At 34.7% G+C, this 16,494-nt stretch carries 15 protein-coding genes and 1 pseudogene; 5 read left to right on the forward strand and 11 right to left on the reverse strand.

Annotated elements, in window-relative coordinates:
* Positions 1-113 precede the first annotated feature (113 nt).
* From ACP7AQ_RS15640 to trmD, 5 genes are all read right to left on the reverse strand, one after another.
* Entirely contained in the window at positions 114-935 is an 822-nt protein-coding gene (locus ACP7AQ_RS15640) for a DUF4249 domain-containing protein (protein WP_426096118.1), read from the reverse strand.
* Between the two features lie 41 nt (positions 936-976).
* Positions 977-3,358: a TonB-dependent receptor gene (locus ACP7AQ_RS15645; protein ID WP_426096119.1), complete on the reverse strand. Its 2,382-nt coding sequence runs from the start codon at positions 3,356-3,358 to the stop codon at positions 977-979.
* A 152-nt stretch (positions 3,359-3,510) separates the two neighbouring features.
* On the reverse strand, positions 3,511-5,733 hold the full coding sequence (locus ACP7AQ_RS15650; RefSeq protein WP_426096120.1) for an NADP-dependent isocitrate dehydrogenase: 2,223 nt from the start codon (positions 5,731-5,733) through the stop codon (positions 3,511-3,513).
* Positions 5,734-5,999: 266 nt separating this feature from the next.
* Complete coding sequence (rplS, locus tag ACP7AQ_RS15655; RefSeq protein ID WP_073354306.1) at positions 6,000-6,350, reverse strand: 50S ribosomal protein L19; 351 nt, start codon at positions 6,348-6,350, stop codon at positions 6,000-6,002.
* Between the two features lie 174 nt (positions 6,351-6,524).
* Positions 6,525-7,202 (reverse strand): tRNA (guanosine(37)-N1)-methyltransferase TrmD, encoded by a 678-nt coding sequence (gene trmD / locus ACP7AQ_RS15660; RefSeq protein ID WP_426096121.1) that lies wholly within the window; start codon positions 7,200-7,202, stop codon positions 6,525-6,527.
* A gap of 512 nt (positions 7,203-7,714) precedes the next feature.
* Here trmD and ACP7AQ_RS15665 point away from each other — a divergent pair.
* Both ACP7AQ_RS15665 and ACP7AQ_RS15670 read left to right on the forward strand, forming a co-directional pair.
* A complete protein-coding gene (locus ACP7AQ_RS15665) occupies positions 7,715-8,251 on the forward strand; it encodes a lipocalin family protein (protein ID WP_426096122.1) in 537 nt (178 codons plus the stop codon).
* 163 nt (positions 8,252-8,414) lie between these two features.
* Positions 8,415-9,347, forward strand: a complete 933-nt coding sequence (locus ACP7AQ_RS15670; protein ID WP_426096123.1) for a peptidylprolyl isomerase — start codon at positions 8,415-8,417, stop codon at positions 9,345-9,347.
* Positions 9,348-9,422: 75 nt separating this feature from the next.
* Here ACP7AQ_RS15670 and ACP7AQ_RS15675 read toward each other — a convergent pair.
* From ACP7AQ_RS15675 to ACP7AQ_RS15700, 6 genes and pseudogenes are all read right to left on the reverse strand, one after another.
* Positions 9,423-9,503 (reverse strand): annotated as a pseudogene (locus tag ACP7AQ_RS15675) (hypothetical protein); the annotation flags it as partial.
* A complete protein-coding gene (locus tag ACP7AQ_RS15680) occupies positions 9,494-9,607 on the reverse strand; it encodes an IS3 family transposase (protein ID WP_426065342.1) in 114 nt (37 codons plus the stop codon). The pseudogene ACP7AQ_RS15675 and the gene ACP7AQ_RS15680, both read right to left, overlap by 10 nt.
* Before the next feature lie 55 nt (positions 9,608-9,662).
* Positions 9,663-9,953: a hypothetical protein gene (locus tag ACP7AQ_RS15685; protein ID WP_426096124.1), complete on the reverse strand. Its 291-nt coding sequence runs from the start codon at positions 9,951-9,953 to the stop codon at positions 9,663-9,665.
* 317 nt (positions 9,954-10,270) lie between these two features.
* Positions 10,271-10,543, reverse strand: coding sequence for a preprotein translocase subunit YajC (yajC, locus tag ACP7AQ_RS15690; RefSeq protein WP_091208108.1), 273 nt, complete (start codon positions 10,541-10,543; stop codon positions 10,271-10,273).
* Positions 10,544-10,573: 30 nt separating this feature from the next.
* A complete protein-coding gene (nusB, locus tag ACP7AQ_RS15695) occupies positions 10,574-11,485 on the reverse strand; it encodes a transcription antitermination factor NusB (protein ID WP_426092814.1) in 912 nt (303 codons plus the stop codon).
* Between the two features lie 184 nt (positions 11,486-11,669).
* Positions 11,670-12,776, reverse strand: a complete 1,107-nt coding sequence (locus ACP7AQ_RS15700) for a Glu/Leu/Phe/Val family dehydrogenase (RefSeq protein WP_426096125.1) — start codon at positions 12,774-12,776, stop codon at positions 11,670-11,672.
* A 201-nt stretch (positions 12,777-12,977) separates the two neighbouring features.
* Here ACP7AQ_RS15700 and ACP7AQ_RS15705 point away from each other — a divergent pair, with 201 nt between their 5' ends.
* From ACP7AQ_RS15705 to ACP7AQ_RS15715, 3 genes are all read left to right on the forward strand, one after another.
* Positions 12,978-14,738 carry an ABC transporter ATP-binding protein gene (locus tag ACP7AQ_RS15705; RefSeq protein ID WP_426096126.1) on the forward strand — a complete coding sequence of 587 codons (1,761 nt, stop codon included), beginning with the start codon at positions 12,978-12,980 and terminating at the stop codon, positions 14,736-14,738.
* 71 nt (positions 14,739-14,809) lie between these two features.
* Positions 14,810-15,190 carry a PUR family DNA/RNA-binding protein gene (locus ACP7AQ_RS15710; protein WP_426065344.1) on the forward strand — a complete coding sequence of 127 codons (381 nt, stop codon included), beginning with the start codon at positions 14,810-14,812 and terminating at the stop codon, positions 15,188-15,190.
* A 94-nt stretch (positions 15,191-15,284) separates the two neighbouring features.
* Positions 15,285-16,109, forward strand: coding sequence for a sulfurtransferase (locus ACP7AQ_RS15715; RefSeq protein WP_426096127.1), 825 nt, complete (start codon positions 15,285-15,287; stop codon positions 16,107-16,109).
* The last annotated feature ends 385 nt before the right edge of the window (positions 16,110-16,494 follow it).

Here is a 16,494-nt window from a genome sequence, read left to right on the forward strand (position 1 = left end):
AAACTTTAGTTTTCCGGCAGTAGAAGAGCGACCGAAGGAAGCTCCTTATACGGACTGGAAAACTGTTTAGAACCTGTTTTTTGGTTGTAATGAACAGCTGGATTAGCTCCTAATTATTCAATAGTGTAATTTTTAATATCGACTTCACTGAGGGAGAAATAGCCCAAAGGATAATTCGACGCATCCGTGGTGTTAATAATGTTTCCTCTCACAGTTGCAGGTGGAGATTGAAACGGTCCACCGCCATTATTTCCTGCAATACTCACCAAAACACTCATGTAATTGTAATAGGCTTTAGAAATTCCGTAGTGGCTTATTTCAATTTTATCGCCTTTTTTCAACTCGTCATTTTGCGAGATACTAAAGAATTCGTTTCCGTTAAAAAACTCATCCAGGTCCACATAAAAGTTTAATTTCACTTGGTTCGAGTATAAATATTTGTAGAGGTAATAATTGCTTTCACCCGTTGGATCTTGATAAAATGTTTTAATTTCTATATCTGTTCCTGTGAAACCGCCTTTATTGTTTTGAACAATTTTAGTTATTGGCGCAACTGTTTTCAATGTTTCAACAGCGGTGTAGGTATTGCCATTTCTGATAACGGTTAACGTGTAGGTTTCGTTAATGACCGGAATAAAAGTAGCGCAACTGTATTCGCCTGTTTTTAGGATTTCTATAAAATTGAAAACAACATTGGTACTGTTTTTTATGGAAACTGTTGCTCCGGAAACTTTTGGAATTTCAGTACTATAAAAACTGGTTGTAGTGGTGAGTTTTATTTTTTGTTGATTTCCTGAAGTTCCTTTTTTCCAATTAATTGCTGCTTCAATAACCAGTTTTGGTGGTGCATTGTCTAAATCTACTTCGACTACATCTTCGCAACTTGCCGAAAAAACGGCGATGATAAATATTAGGGAGACTATTATTTTTTTCATGTTTTCATTGTTTTATTTTGTGCTCTTACTGATTGCTACCATTAAAATTTAAAGTTATAACTCACTGCAGGAACAATACCGAAAATTGAAGTTTTTACAGCTTCATTACTCCCGGTATCAATATTTTGTCTGAAATTGATGGAAGCGGCATTTTTCCGATTGTACAAATTGTAAATGCTGAAAACCCATTCCCCTTTCCATTGGCGGTCTTTGTCGCTTTTGGGAGTCAATGTCGCGGCAATGTCCAGGTGGTGGTAAGCCGGAAGTCGATTTTCATTTCTTAATCCATAGCTGGGTACATTGATTCCTAAGTAGTCATATTGCCCAACGGGATACGTTACCGGTTGCCCGGTTTGCAGCGCAAAATTAGCTCCAAAAGACCATTTTTCATTCAAATTATAAGAAGACGTTATCGCAATATTGTGCAATTTGTCATATACTGAATTGTACCATTGCCCGTTGTTTATTCCAGTTTCTATCGGGGTTCTTCCCGGAGTTTGTTGCTCGGATTTGGATAATGTATATGAAATCCAGCCGTTAAATTTTCCTTCGTTTTTTCGGAACATAATTTCTAAACCGTAGGATCTTAATTGCCCGTTCAGGATAATTTGTTCAATGGCTTTGTTGGCAATCAAATTGGCGCCGTCAATGTAATCCAATCGGTTTTGCACTTCTTTATAATACGTTTCTACCTCGAGGGAATACATTCCTTCTTCGAAGTTTTTGAAATATCCCAAAGCTACCTGGTCAGCAATTTGAGGTTTTATAAAACGGTCACTTGGCGTCCATACATCGAGTGGAGTAGGCGATGAGGTGTTCGAAATGAGTTGTAAATACTGCACCATTCTGTTGTAGCTCGCTTTGAAGGATTGGTCATCGTTGATTTGGTAGGCTAATGAAAAACGTGGTTCCAAGTAATTATAGCTTTGCATGACTTTATTTCTGTCATAAAACTTTGTGCCAATTGGAGTTGCTTTTTCATAAATCTGTAGTTCCGAATTGAACGTTACAGGATTGTCATCTTTATAAATATTCACGGTAGATTGTCCTAAACGGTAAAACATACTGTAACGAAGCCCGTATGAAAGTGCTATTTTATCGGATATTTCCTGATCAGCATTGATGTAAAGTGCGGGTTCAAAAGCATATTTTTTGTCCAATTGATCAAAATTTATTCCGGAATTAACATCAGATGGCTTGATAGTTCCAGGATTGAACTCGTAATAAATTCCGTTTACACCGTAATTTAATTTGAATTTATCCGAAATATAATTCTTGAAATCGTATTTGATATTATAGTTTCTAATGCCGGAATCCCATTTGAAACCTATAAAATCCAAATCTAAACCGTAATAATAATCACTGTAAATAAGCGATAAATTCGAAAATAATTTTTCAGAAAACAAGTGATTCCAACGCAGGTTTACGGTCGCATTTCCATAAATATTGGTAAAGCTTTTGTTCAGGCTGAAAACATCTCGCCCAAAATAACCGGATAAATAAAGGCTGTTGTTTGAATCTAATTTGTAGCTTAATTTGGTGTTTAAATCATAAAAATAAGCGGTATTGTTTTTTTGTTCTTTGGATAGTTTCAGGAATAAATGCGCGTAGGAACTTCTGCCGCCAATAAGGAAGGAACCTTTGTCTTTTACTAGTGGTCCTTCGGCCAAAATTCTGCTGGAAATTAATCCGATTCCTCCATTAATATGAAAACCTTTGCTGTTACCGTCTTTTTGATAAATATCCAAAACAGAAGAAGCTCTTCCTCCGTAACGAGCTGGAATTCCCCCTTTATACAGCTTTAGATCTTTGATGGCATCCGGATTAAAAACAGAGAAAAAACCAAAAACATGTGAGGAATTAAAGATCGTTGCCTCGTCCAAAAGAATCAAATTTTGGTCGGCACCACCACCACGAACATTAAAGCCTGATGCACCTTCACCAGCATTAGTAACTCCAGGCAGTAATAAAATAGATTTTAGAACATCGACTTCACCCAAAACAACGGGCATTTTTTTAATAGCAGAAATAGAGAGTTTATTGACGCTCATTTCGGGTTTTTTGATGTCAGTTTTTGTTTTATTGTCAGTAATGACTACTTCTTTCAAAGCGGTTTCATTACTATGTAAATTGAAATTATTTTTTATGTTTTGGTTCAGGTTTATTGATTCTTCAATGGTTTGATAGCCCAGATAACTTATTTCTACACTGTATGTCCCTTGTGGTACAGTAATGGAATAAAACCCATATTCATTGGTGGTTACCCCAGTTTTAAGTTGTGGAATTACAACATTGACACCTATTAAAGTTTCATTACTGTTAACGTCAATAATAGTTCCGCTTAACGTAAATTTCTCTTGGGAGTAAGAGGAAAACGAGGATAATAATACAACTAAAAAGGTAATAATTTTCTTTGGAGTCATTGTTTAGATTTTATCGAAATGAAAAGGTGCAAATTACATTAAATAGAATTTAAATTGGTATATAACAGATGTTAAGGAATTGCTAATATAAAAAAAGACAACTGTTTCCAGTTGTCTTTTCGATAGTATTATTAAAATTGTAAAGCAGTTAATTAAGCGATTTTTGCCAATATAGCATTGAAAGTCTCGCTTGGACGCATTGCTTTGTCTGTTAATTTAGGATTTGGTTGGTAATGGCCGCCGATATCTTGTGGTTTTCCTTGCGCTGCAATTAACTCGGTATTGATTTTGGCTTCGTTTGCTGCAAATTCGGCTGCAATAGGAGTGAAGATAGCTTTCAAAGCAGGTTCTTTGTCTTGCGTTGCCAAGGCTTCTGCCCAATACATAGCTAAGTAAAAATGAGAACCACGGTTGTCAATTCCCCCAAGTTTACGTGCGGGTGATTTGTCATTTGCCAAGAATTTCTCTGTAGCAACATCAAGAGTTTCAGCTAAAACAATTGCTTTAGAATTGTGTAATGTTTGTCCTAAATGCTCTAATGAAGCACCTAATGCCAAGAATTCGCCAAGAGAATCCCAACGTAAATAACCTTCTGCCGTAAATTGCTCTACGTGTTTTGGAGCTGATCCGCCGGCACCAGTTTCAAACAAACCACCACCATTCATCAATGGAACGATAGATAGCATTTTTGCAGATGTTCCCACTTCTAAAATTGGGAATAAATCCGTCAAATAATCACGTAAAACGTTTCCTGTTACTGAAATAGTGTCCAATCCTTTGACAATTCTTTCTAATGTGAAGTTTGTCGCTTCAATAGGATTTAAGATTTGAATGTCTAAACCGGTAGTATCGTGGTCTTTTAAATATCTTGTAACTTTTTCAATAAGTGCTCTGTCGTGTGCTCTATTATTATCCAACCAGAAAATGGCCGGAGTATTAGACAGACGTGCTCTGTTTACAGCTAATTTGATCCAGTCTTGAATCGGGGCATCTTTTGCCTGACACATTCTGAAAATATCTTTAGCTTCAACAGCTTGTTCCATCAAAACGTTTCCGTTAGTATCTACAACGCGCACCATTCCGTCAGCTGTCATTTGGAATGTTTTGTCATGTGAACCGTACTCTTCTGCTTTTTGTGCCATCAAACCTACGTTTGGTACACTTCCCATTGTTGTGGGGTCAAAAGCACCATTTTTTTTACAAAAATCAATTGTCGCAGTATAGACGCCGGCATAACATCTGTCAGGTATAAGAGCGATGATATCTTGAAGTTTACCATCTTTATTGTGCATCTTTCCCGAAGTACGAATCATAGCTGGCATGGATGCATCCACAATCACATCCGAAGGAACATGCAGATTGGTAATTCCTTTCTCAGAATTTACCATTGCTAATGCTGGTCCGTTATCGATTGCTTGGTTTAATGCAGCTTCTATTTCAGCTTGCATCGGATGTCCTGCAATTTTTGAATATACATCACCCAATCCGTTTCTGGTATCAATGTTCAATTCGTCAAATAAGGCCGCGTATTTTTCGAAAACAGTTGCAAAATAAACTTCTACGACAGCTCCAAAAATAATTGGATCAGAAACTTTCATCATTGTCGCTTTCAAGTGAACTGAAAGTAGAACGTTTAATTTTTTTGCTTCTGCAATTGTTTTGGCAATAAAAATTTTTAGCGCTTTCAAGTTCATTACTGAACTGTCAATTATTTCTCCTGATTTAAGTGGAGTACTCGCTTTCAAAACAGTAGTGGAACCATCTTTAGCAACGAATTCGATTTTTACATCAGTAGCGTTAGCGACTGTTATTGATTTTTCACTTCCGTAAAAATCGCCGCTTTCCATAGAAGCAACGTGTGTTTTTGAGTCAGCAGACCAAGCACCCATCGAATGTGGATTTGCTTTAGCGTAGTTTTTTACTGCCTTAGGAGCTCTGCGATCAGAGTTTCCTTCACGTAAAACAGGATTAACGGCAGAACCTAATATTTTAGAATATTTAGCTTTAATATTAGTCTCAGTCTCGTTTCGCGGTTCTTCTGGGAAGTCAGGTAAATTATATCCATGAGATTGTAATTCAGCAATAGCCGCTTTCAGTTGAGGAAAAGACGCTGAAACATTTGGTAATTTTATTATGTTAGCTTCTGGTGTTGTGGCTAATTGCCCTAATTCTAACAAAGCATCACCTGTTTTTTGGTCTTCCGTCAAAAACTCCGGGAAATTGGACAAAATTCTTGCTGCTAAAGAAATATCTCTAGTTTCAATCTCAATGTCAGATGTTGCTGTAAATGCTTTAACAATAGGTAAAAATGAATGAGTTGCTAATAAAGGCGCTTCATCAGTAAGCGTGTAAAAAATTTTTGATTTCTGTGTCATTTTTTTATTTTTATAATCGAATCACGTTAAAAGTAGCTTATATAAGGTGTTTCACTTAAAATAAGGCGGACAAATATATGAAAATCAGATGTAATAGAAGGTGGATTTGGCTTAGAAAAACATGAATTTTAAGATTATGAACTTGTTATTCTTATATTGTTAGTTTTAGAGGTTTATTAATCCTAAATTAGGAATTTATAAGGAAAATAGTAGACAAAAAAAAAGTCCCAACAGTGTTGGGACTTTTATAGTAAAAAGATAGTTGACTATCTTCTTTTGTCTTTAATCTTAGCTTTTTTACCAGTAAGTTCTCTAAAGTAGAAAATTCTCGCTCTACGTACAGCACCTTTCTTATTGATTTCAATTTTTTGTAAAGCTGGTAAGTTTACTGGGAAGATACGCTCAACTCCAATAGCACCAGACATTTTACGAATTGTGAAAGTTTCTGTATTAGCAGAACCTCTTCTTTGAATAACAACTCCTTTAAAAAACTGTGTTCTCGTTTTTTCACCCTCTCTAATTTCGTAGTAAACAGTGATAGTGTCTCCAGCTGCAAAAACTGGGAATTCTTTTCTTGTTACGAATTCGTCTTGAACGAATTTCATTAAATCTGCCATGATATTTTTTAATTATGGTTTGCATCAAATCAACATTCACGGATCTCGCCAGAGGTTAAACTAATGTGGGCGCAAAAGTATGTAATTATTTTGAATTATAAATTATAAATTATCAATTATTTGAATCCTTATAATGAGTCATTTAGAATTTAAAATATAACATTTACAAAAGTTTTACTCCTCCAGTAAATCGGGTCTTCTGCTCTTAGTGTGTTCGTACGCCATATCGTCACGCCATTTGTCAATTTTGGCAAAATTCCCGCTGGTTAAAACCTCCGGAACTTTCCAGCCGTTGTAATCTGCTGGACGGGTATATATAGGTCCTGATAATAAACCATCCTGAAAACTATCCGTCAACGCTGAGGTTTCGTCACTCAAAACGCCAGGAATCAATCGGATTAATGCATCCGATAACACCAAAGCTCCTAATTCGCCGCCAGACAACACATAATCACCAATAGAGATTTCTTTAGTAATAAAATGGTCGCGTACCCGCTGATCGACACCTTTATAATGACCGCAAAGGATAATAATATTTTCGTACATCGACATCGTATTTGCCATTTTCTGGTTCAGGGTTTCCCCGTCCGGCGACATATAAATGATTTCGTCATAGGCTCTTTCGCTTTTCAAATGGGTGATGCAAGCATCAATAGGCTGCACCGTCATTACCATTCCGGCACCACCGCCATATGGATAATCATCCACGCTTTTCTGCCTGTTGGTCGTGTAATCCCGCAGATTATGAAAATGAACTTCCACTAATCCTTTGTCAATAGCACGTTTCATAATCGAAGCCTCAAACGGACTTCGCAATAATTCTGGGAGAACGGTCACAATATCGATGCGCATAATTTTTATTAAAAAGGTTCTGAGCCGCAAAGGTACAAAGTTGCTTAGGTTTTCAGATAACCAAATAACCAAATCAACGATTAAATTTTTCTTTTGGAGCTATTTCCAGCTGTTCGCTTCAATCTTTTTATCCGCCGAAAAGGCGCATAAAAAGGATTTTCACTTCCATCTGGGCTAGGATTTTTGTGGAATTAGGTAGGTTTAAGAACACCAATAATTTCATTAAAATACACATCAAACAATGATTCTGACAAAGGAAACCATCTTTTATTAGAAATGCCCTGAGTGGTAAGCTCTAATAATCCGTTATCCAAAATAAGTAAGCAATTATACACTAGCAACTTAGGTCTCATCCCACTTTCTCTAATAATAGATTTGAGTTTTTGTAACAAAGAATTTACTCAATTAGAAGTTAGTTTTGTGTTTGGTTCGTTTTAGCAAATCCCAAAGTATTCTAAATTGTATTGATTTACAATTTTTTATTTCAGAATTTTGATATTCAATGAAAGATTATGAAAAATAAAATTCTAGTTTTAGGGAGTCTAACTTTGCTCTCGGCAAGTCTGTTAGTAATGAACTCCTGCAACTCTTTGCCTAAAGGATTAAGGACAGTTCAAGATTTTGATAAAGATAAATACCTAGGCAACTGGTACGAAATTGCACGGTTGGATTTTGTTTTTGAAAAAAACTTAAACAATACAACCGCTGAATATTCACTAAACGAGGATGAAAGTATCAAAGTGGTAAACCGAGGCTATAATTACATAAAAAACAAGTATGTGTCATCTACAGGTAAAGTGAAGTTTGCAGGTAATTCAAATGAAGGAAAATTAAAAGTCTCCTTTTTTGGGCCATTTTATTCAGGATATAACATTATTGCGCTCGATTCTGATTATAAGTACGCTTTAGTTGCAGGTGAAAGTCTTAAATACCTGTGGCTGCTCTCGCGGGAAAAAACAATGCCTAATGATATAAAAGAAGCGTATCTAAAAACGGCAAAAGATCTTGGCTACAATACTTCTAAACTAATTTGGGTAAAACACAATTAGTTTCTATAATTAGAAAAGGGAATCATTTACAGCGCTTTTTTGCCAAAATAGCGCACCATAATCATTAAAAAATGGACTTCAATTAACTGAATCCATTTAGGGAGAATTTTCAAATTGTCTAATTTAATTCGTAAATTTGCGCTTTAACAAAAATTAAATAAAAATGGAAAACGGAATATATGCTAAATTCAACACTACTAAAGGTGCTATTTTAGTAAAACTAGCACACGATTTGACTCCAGGAACAGTTGGAAACTTCGTAGGATTGGCTGAAGGAAACTTAGAAAATAAAGTAAAACCGCCAGGAGTTAAATTTTATGACGGATTAAAATTCCACAGAGTAATTCCTAACTTCATGATTCAAGGAGGTTGTCCACAAGGAACAGGAACTGGAGATCCAGGATATAAATTTGATGATGAATTTCACCCGAGTTTGAAACACGACCGTCCGGGAGTTTTGGCAATGGCTAATTCTGGACCTGGAACAAACGGTTCTCAATTTTACATTACGCACATTCCAACAGATTGGTTGGATAATAAACATACTGTTTTTGGTCATGTTGTTGAAGGTCAGGAAGTGGTAGATGCTGTAGAGCAAGGAGATGTTTTAGAATCTTTGGAAATCATCAGAGAAGGAGAAGAAGCTAAAAACTGGAATGCAATTGAAGCTTTCATCACTTTCAAAGGATCTCGTAACAAACGTGATGCATCTTTGAAAGCAGAAGTTGAAGCCGCGATGGAAAAATTAGCAGCTGGTTTTGAAAAAACAGAAAGCGGTTTGCGTTACCAATTCATCCAAAGAGGTGAAGGTAAAAAAGCAGAAAGCGGAAAAACAGTGTCTGTTCATTATGAAGGTTCATTAGAGAATGGAAAAGTTTTTGATTCTTCTTATCCAAGAAAAAAACCAATCGAATTCAAATTGGGTCAAGGTCAGGTTATCGAAGGTTGGGATGAAGGAATTGCGTTGTTGCGTGTAGGTGACAAAGCACGTTTTGTGATTCCATCTGATTTAGGATATGGATCTCGTGGTGCTGGAGGAGCAATTCCACCAAATGCCACTTTGATTTTTGACGTAGAATTAATGGATGTCAAATAGTCTAAAAAAATTATAGGTCTTATAAAATTTAAAAATCCCAAAATGTATGGACCGCCTCTAACTGTTTGGACAAATTTATAAGTAATTTTGATAATTGTGAGCTCGATATTTTATCGGGCTCATTTTGTTTATATTTGACTTAATTCTTACGCTATTGAAATAGTCTGTATTTTTTTAATTTCCCGTTTTAGTTCATCTAAACTTGCAAATTTTCGTAGGTAAAACAATTCTGATTTTAGTATTTGAAAGCAGTTTTCAATAACAGCTTGGTTTGATTTAAAAGTAAATTCAAATCAAATTTATGTCTTAACTCTATTATGGCTTGCGCTTTCTGACTTTCTCTTCTGCTTGAATTAAGGCTAAGAAATTTTTTAGCAATTCGTTCTCACAACGCAGTGCTTTAATCTCTAAAAGAATTTCTTCTGCTCTCGTAACTGTTTTGTCCGATTTTCGCTTTTTTCGTTTTTTGTCATAAATAGTTTCTAGTCTTCTCCTAGTTTTTGGTTGTAAGGCTACTAAACCAAAATTGGCAAAATATTTCTTCCCTTTAGCAATTATACCTGCATCAGGGATATTAAACTTAACACTTGCGGTTCTCAGAGACATTGAGTTTTTGTCAACGGCTTTTCGTACTTCTAATTTAAAATCTAACCAATAACTTTGATTTTTTCTAGGGAACAAAACAATGGTTCATAATTCTTTATAAAACCCAGTCCATTTATGAAGGTTTGATCTTTCTAAACCCTTTTCAATAGAAACATGTTTGCAAGAACAATGCTTTTCTGGCACTAATTTTACACATTCAAGCTTAAACGCATTAGCATACTTAATTTTTCTTTCCATAAAAATGCCCCCAAATAGTGTTTGACTTTTTGAGGGCAGTTCAATTAGATTGTGACTTTTTTAATTCTTGAAAGCGAGAATTATTTTTTATTCAAAACGGCACTCATTTCCATAGAGATAGCAGAGCGTTCCATTTTTAATTTTCCTGACATCGTTTCAACAATAACAGTTGTGTCCGCAAGCTCAGAAACTTTTCCGTGAAGACCACTTTTAGTTATGATTTTATCACCTACTTTTAAGGTGCTTTCAAATTCTTTTTCGTTTTTTGCTCTTTTTTGCTGTGGTCTGATCATAAAGAAATAGATCACCACAAACATTAATATAAACGGTGCAAATTGAGTTAATTGTTCCATAATTTTAATTCTCTTTTTATTTGTTAATTATTACATTAAACCACGACCGGCTTTTATAATTCTTTTGCTGGTTTGAAGCTCTTTTACTAAATTGTCTAAAATTCCGTTGATAAAAATACTACTTTTTGGAGTAGAATATTCTTTAGCAACCTCTAAATATTCGTTAAGAGTTACTTTCACAGGAATCGATGGGAATTTCAAGAACTCACAAATAGCCATTTTAAGTATGATGGTATCTATTTCAGCAATTCTATCGCTGTCCCAATTTGGCGTTTTATCAACATATTCCTTCGCTAATTCCTTCTCATTTAACACTGTTTTTCGAAATAAATCTTTAACAAAGTCTTTGTCCTCATTGTCTTTGTACAATTTTGGAACTCTGAAATTATCATCTTCACCAGATTTAATCGCTTTCAATTGTTTGATGATATGCGTATTTACTAACGGAATATCATCTACCCAAGTCAACTTATCATCTTCCAGATAGTCATACAATTTTTCATTAGGAACAATTACATCCATGAACAAATCAACAATAAACTGTCGGTCTTCCTCAAAAGTATTTAGTGGATTACTCATGTATTCCAAATACAATTTACTGGCTTTTATATCATTGAGAAGCAATAAAATATAATCGTCATTTAAAGTCCAATTATTGATTTTACGATTTTCCAGCGCGATACTTAATGAATTATTTTCGGAAAGAATTTGAAAAATCCTGTTTTTTACAAATTTTTCATTGGGTTTACGTTCCTCGGGAGTCGCAAGATGCTTCAAACTTGACTTATGTAAAAAGACAGTTTCTGTTTTACAAATCTCAATCAGCGAGGAAAGCATTATCAGGTATAAATCTTGAATATTGTCGATACTGTAAAAAAGGAATTTTTCTTCTTTTTCCAGATTATCTGAACCGCTTTGATGCATCGCATAAATGGATTGCATAACTTTAACGCGAATGTGTCTTCTGTTTACCACCTTGTAAGAACTTTTATTAATTAGCGTGCAAAAATAAGTATTTCATTTTTTAAAATAAAATATATAATCGCTTATTTTAAAGTATTCAGCAATCAGTATTTAGTGACGGGAAATAATTTATCACTGAATACTGACAGCTGAGGACTGAAAACTACTTTTTACTATTTTCTAACTTTCTTTGATTGATGCGATTTTGAGCAATAGTTAAAGCAGCATGATGCGGTGTAATATTGTTCGCAATGGCAAAATCAAATATCTCCAATGTTGTGTTGTAAATGTTTTCCGTTTTACGCATGATTTCTGCTTTATCATAATGCGCTAATTCAGCGTACACGTTGATAATTCCACCTGCATTAATCAAAAAGTCCGGAGCATACAAAATGCCTCTTTCTTGCAAAATTGCACCATGTACATTCTCATCAGCCAACTGATTATTAGCGGCACCAGCAATCACTTTTGCTTTTATTTTATAAACGGTGTTGTCATTTAAAGTCGCTCCCATCGCACATGGTGCGTAAATATCAACATCTGCACTGTACAAATCTTCTCCTCTAAAAATTTGTGCGTTATACTTGGTTCCTACTTCGTTCAGTTTTTGTTCATTGATATCAGCAATCGTTACTATTGCTCCTTCTTTGGTTAAATAATCAACTAAAGTTTCCCCAACATGACCAATTCCTTGAACCAATACTTTTTTTCCACTCAAAACATCTGATCCAAATTGTTGTTTTGCAGCCGCTTTCATTCCTAAATAAACACCATACGCCGTGACTGGCGAAGGATTTCCAGCACCACCTCGTGATTCAGAAATTCCAGTAACATACGGCGTTACATCTCTTACGATATCCATATCTGCGGTTTCCATTCCTACATCTTCAGCAGTGATATATCTTCCGCTTAAAGAATGTACGAATTCACCAAATTTACGCATGAGTTCTGGTGTTTTCTGTGTTTTGGCGTCACCAATAATCACTGCTTTACCTCCACCAATATTCAATCCTGTAATCGCCGCTTTGAAAGTCATTCCACGAGAAAGACGCAAAACATCGTTTAATGCTTCCCATTCATTCGCGTAATTATACATTCTTGTACCGCCCAAAGCTGGACCCATTACCGAATTATGAATACCAATAATTGCTTTTAAACCTGTATCTTTGTCGTTGCAAAATACAATTTGTTCGTGATCATCAAATGATAATTGACCAAAAACGGGATCCATTTTTTGAAGTTCCTTTCCAGTTGTGAAAGCTGCATTCATAGTGTAAATTTTTATAGTGATGAAATTATGAATTTGTCAAAAAGACAATTCAAATTTACATAAAATATAAATATGCATCAGCTTTTTATCAAAAAATCGTTAATTCATCAATTTAATGAGTTGAGAATTTACTATTAAAATGATTAAAAAAATACTTTTATTCTAAAAATAAAAGGAGTTCAACACAGAATATCTTAAAAAATGAAAGAATTACGTTATTTAAATAAATACTTCGTCAAATACAAATACAGTTTTTTACTTGGAATTGTTTTTACGATTATTGCTCAGATATTTATGCTTTTCACACCAAAGTTGATTAGCAAATCATTCAAATTAATTGAGGCTTTTGCCAAAGATAAAACCGTATCCAAATCCGTTATTCATGAAGAATTAATTTCGAATATTTTATTGATTATCGCCACTACAATAATTGCCGGTTTTCTTACTTTTTTGATGAGACAAACCTTAATTGTGATGTCGCGCCACATCGAATTTGATTTAAAAAACGAAGTATTCCGTCAATACGAGCATCTTTCGCAAAACTTCTATAAACAAAACCGTACCGGAGATTTAATGAACCGCATCAGCGAAGACGTTTCAAAAGTAAGAATGTATGTAGGCCCAGCGGTGATGTACTCCATCAATACCTTCATTCGTTTCGCAATAGTCATTGTGTACATGTATAATGTATCGCCAATATTAACTTTATACACTTTACTTCCTTTGCCAATTCTTTCGTTTGCTATTTTTAAACTGAGTTCAGAAATCAATATAAGAAGTACTATTTTTCAACAATATTTATCTAAAGTTTCCAGTTTTTCACAAGAAATATTTTCAGGAATCCGAGTGATAAAAGCCTACTCTCTGGAAGATCAACACCAAAATAACATGGTAAGTTTAGCCAATGAAAGCAAAAGCAAAAGCTTGAATTTAGCCAAAGTACAATCCTTATTTGGTCCGTTAATGTTGGCGCTAATAGGAATCAGTAACCTTGTGGTGATTTATTTTGGAGGGTTAATGTACATCAGCGGGACCATAAAGAGTATCGGGACCATTGCTGAATTTATTTTGTACGTGAATATGCTGACTTGGCCGGTAGCGTCCTTGGGTTGGGTTTCTTCGATGGTTCAGGAGGCCGAAGCTTCACAAAAAAGGCTGAACGAATTCCTAAAAATTGAACCGGAGATAAAAAATAAAAATTTGAATAAATCAGTCATTAAAGGTTCTATTTCTTTCGAGAATGTAAGTTATACGTACGAAGACACTAATATCAAAGCGTTGCAAAACATTTCATTCACGGTTAAAAAAGGAGAAACTTTAGCCATTTTAGGAAAAACGGGATCCGGAAAATCGACCATTTTATCTTTAATTTCCAGAATGTACGATGTAACTGAAGGGAAAATAACCATTGATGGACATGAAATAAGTACTATAAACCTATTTGATTTGCGAAACAGCATTGGAATTGTGCCACAAGATGCGTTCTTATTTTCGGACAGCATCAAAAATAATATTATGTTTGGTAAAGAGAATGCTACCGATGACGAAGTGTTTTCTGCAGCCAAAAGCGCGGTGGTTCATGACAATATCATGGGCTTTAATAAACAATATGAAACCGTTCTGGGAGAGAGAGGAATTACGCTTTCCGGTGGACAAAAACAACGCGTTTCCATTGCCAGAGCCATTATTAAAAATCCTCCGATTTTACTTTTTGACGATTGTTTATCCGCAGTAGATACAGAAACTGAAGAAGCAATATTGAACAACTTATATGAAATTTGCAAGGACAAAACAACAATAATAGTAAGCCACCGTATATCGTCAGCTAAAAATGCCGACAGAGTTATTATTATCGACAAAGGGCAAATTATACAACAAGGTTCTCATAATCAATTGATAAATCAAGAAGGTTATTACGCAGCTCTGTATTTGAAACAACTTTCAGAAAAAGAAATGCCATAATTGTTGTATAATACATATTTTTTATAGATTTTTGGATACTAGTTAACAACCATAAATTGATAGAAAGGATTATGAGAGAAAATGACATGTTAGAAAAAGAAGAAATATTTTCTAAAGTTTTAAGAGCTGGAAGAAGAACCTATTTCTTTGATGTGAGAGCTACAAAAGCTGACGATTACTACATTACTATTACCGAGAGCAAGAAATTTACCGAAGAAGATGGATCTTTTCATTTCAAAAAACATAAAATCTACTTATACAAAGAAGATTTCGCTGCTTTTGCAGAGATTCTAGGCGAAATGACATCGTACGTTTTGAACCACAAAGGCGAAGAAGTTATTTCAGAAAGACACCAAAAAGATTTCAAAAAAGAATATGCTTCTGAAAAATCAGATGACGATATTATACCGCAAACATCAACTTTTACCAACATAGAATTTGATGATATTTAATTTTTAGTTTCATACTTACCAATTAAAAAGTCTAAAAGTCATTTGATTTTTGGACTTTTTTTGTATATTCAGCTAAATAATAGAAACAAACGGAATGACAAAACCTACAGTAAGTGTAGCATGGCTCTTCAGCAATCTTGAAGACCCTAATTTAATAATTTTGGATGCCAGTTTCAAAGAGAATCAATCCAATGTAAAAACTGAACTGGTAAATATTCAAATTAAAGGCGCCCGATTTTTTGACATAAAAAATATTTTTAGCGATACTTCAAATCCTTTACCGAATACGATTCCGAGTCCTGAACAATTTGAACTCGAAGCCAGAAAACTAGGTATAAACAAAAATAGTTGTCTTGTGATTTATGACAACTTGGGTATTTATTCCAGTCCAAGAGCGTGGTGGCTTTTTAAATTAATGGGACATCAAAAGGTAGCTGTTCTCAATGGCGGACTGCCTGAATGGATTAGTCAAAAGTATCCAGTTGAAGCAATACCGGAAAATCCAAACTATTCTATTGGTGATTTTAAAGCCGAATTTATGCCGGAATTGGTAAAAAGCAAAGAACAAATTTTAGAAAATGTAAACACAAAAGATGCCTTTTTGATTGACGCTCGTGCAGAGAGCCGATTCAAAGGAATTGGCGATGAGCACAGACCCGGACTTCGAAGCGGTCATATTCCCGGTTCTGTAAATGTGCCGTATACGCAGCTTTTGCAAAATGGCAAATTTTTGCCAAAAGAGGAATTAATTAAATTCATGAAAACCGACAGTAGGCCTTTAATATTCACTTGTGGTTCGGGAGTTACTGCCTGTATTGATTTAATTGCCTACGAATTGATCGGTGAAAATCCAAAATCCGTGTACGATGGTTCTTGGACAGATTGGGGACAATTGAAAAATCTTCCAATAGAAAAGTAGAATGTATTTTATTTAAAAAATATTGATGCTAATTTTTTAGATAAAAACTGATTTTACATTGTAAATTAGATTTAGAAAATTAATTCCGAGAGTGATTTAAAACATTGAGCGGAATGAACACTTAACAAAGAAATTTGTATTTTGTAGTGTGCGCTGCTAGCCCGTTTTATATCTTTAAATGAACTAAGAAACGCCAATCCTTTTTACTGGAACATTAGCCAGAACTTCGGAGTAATAAACTTCTTTATTTCATCTAATAATAGTTAAACTAGATTCAACTAATTAATGCAACTTTTAGGGGGGAGATAAAGACATTTTTTCAAAAGAAAGGACTTTTAAAAAGCCCTCTCTCTCGAATGGAATAAATGTTCTTTATTTGCTCCTG

Origin of the sequence: Flavobacterium sp. DSR2-3-3 (genome assembly GCF_049896585.1) — a bacterium.
Classification (GTDB): Bacteria; Bacteroidota; Bacteroidia; order Flavobacteriales; family Flavobacteriaceae; genus Flavobacterium.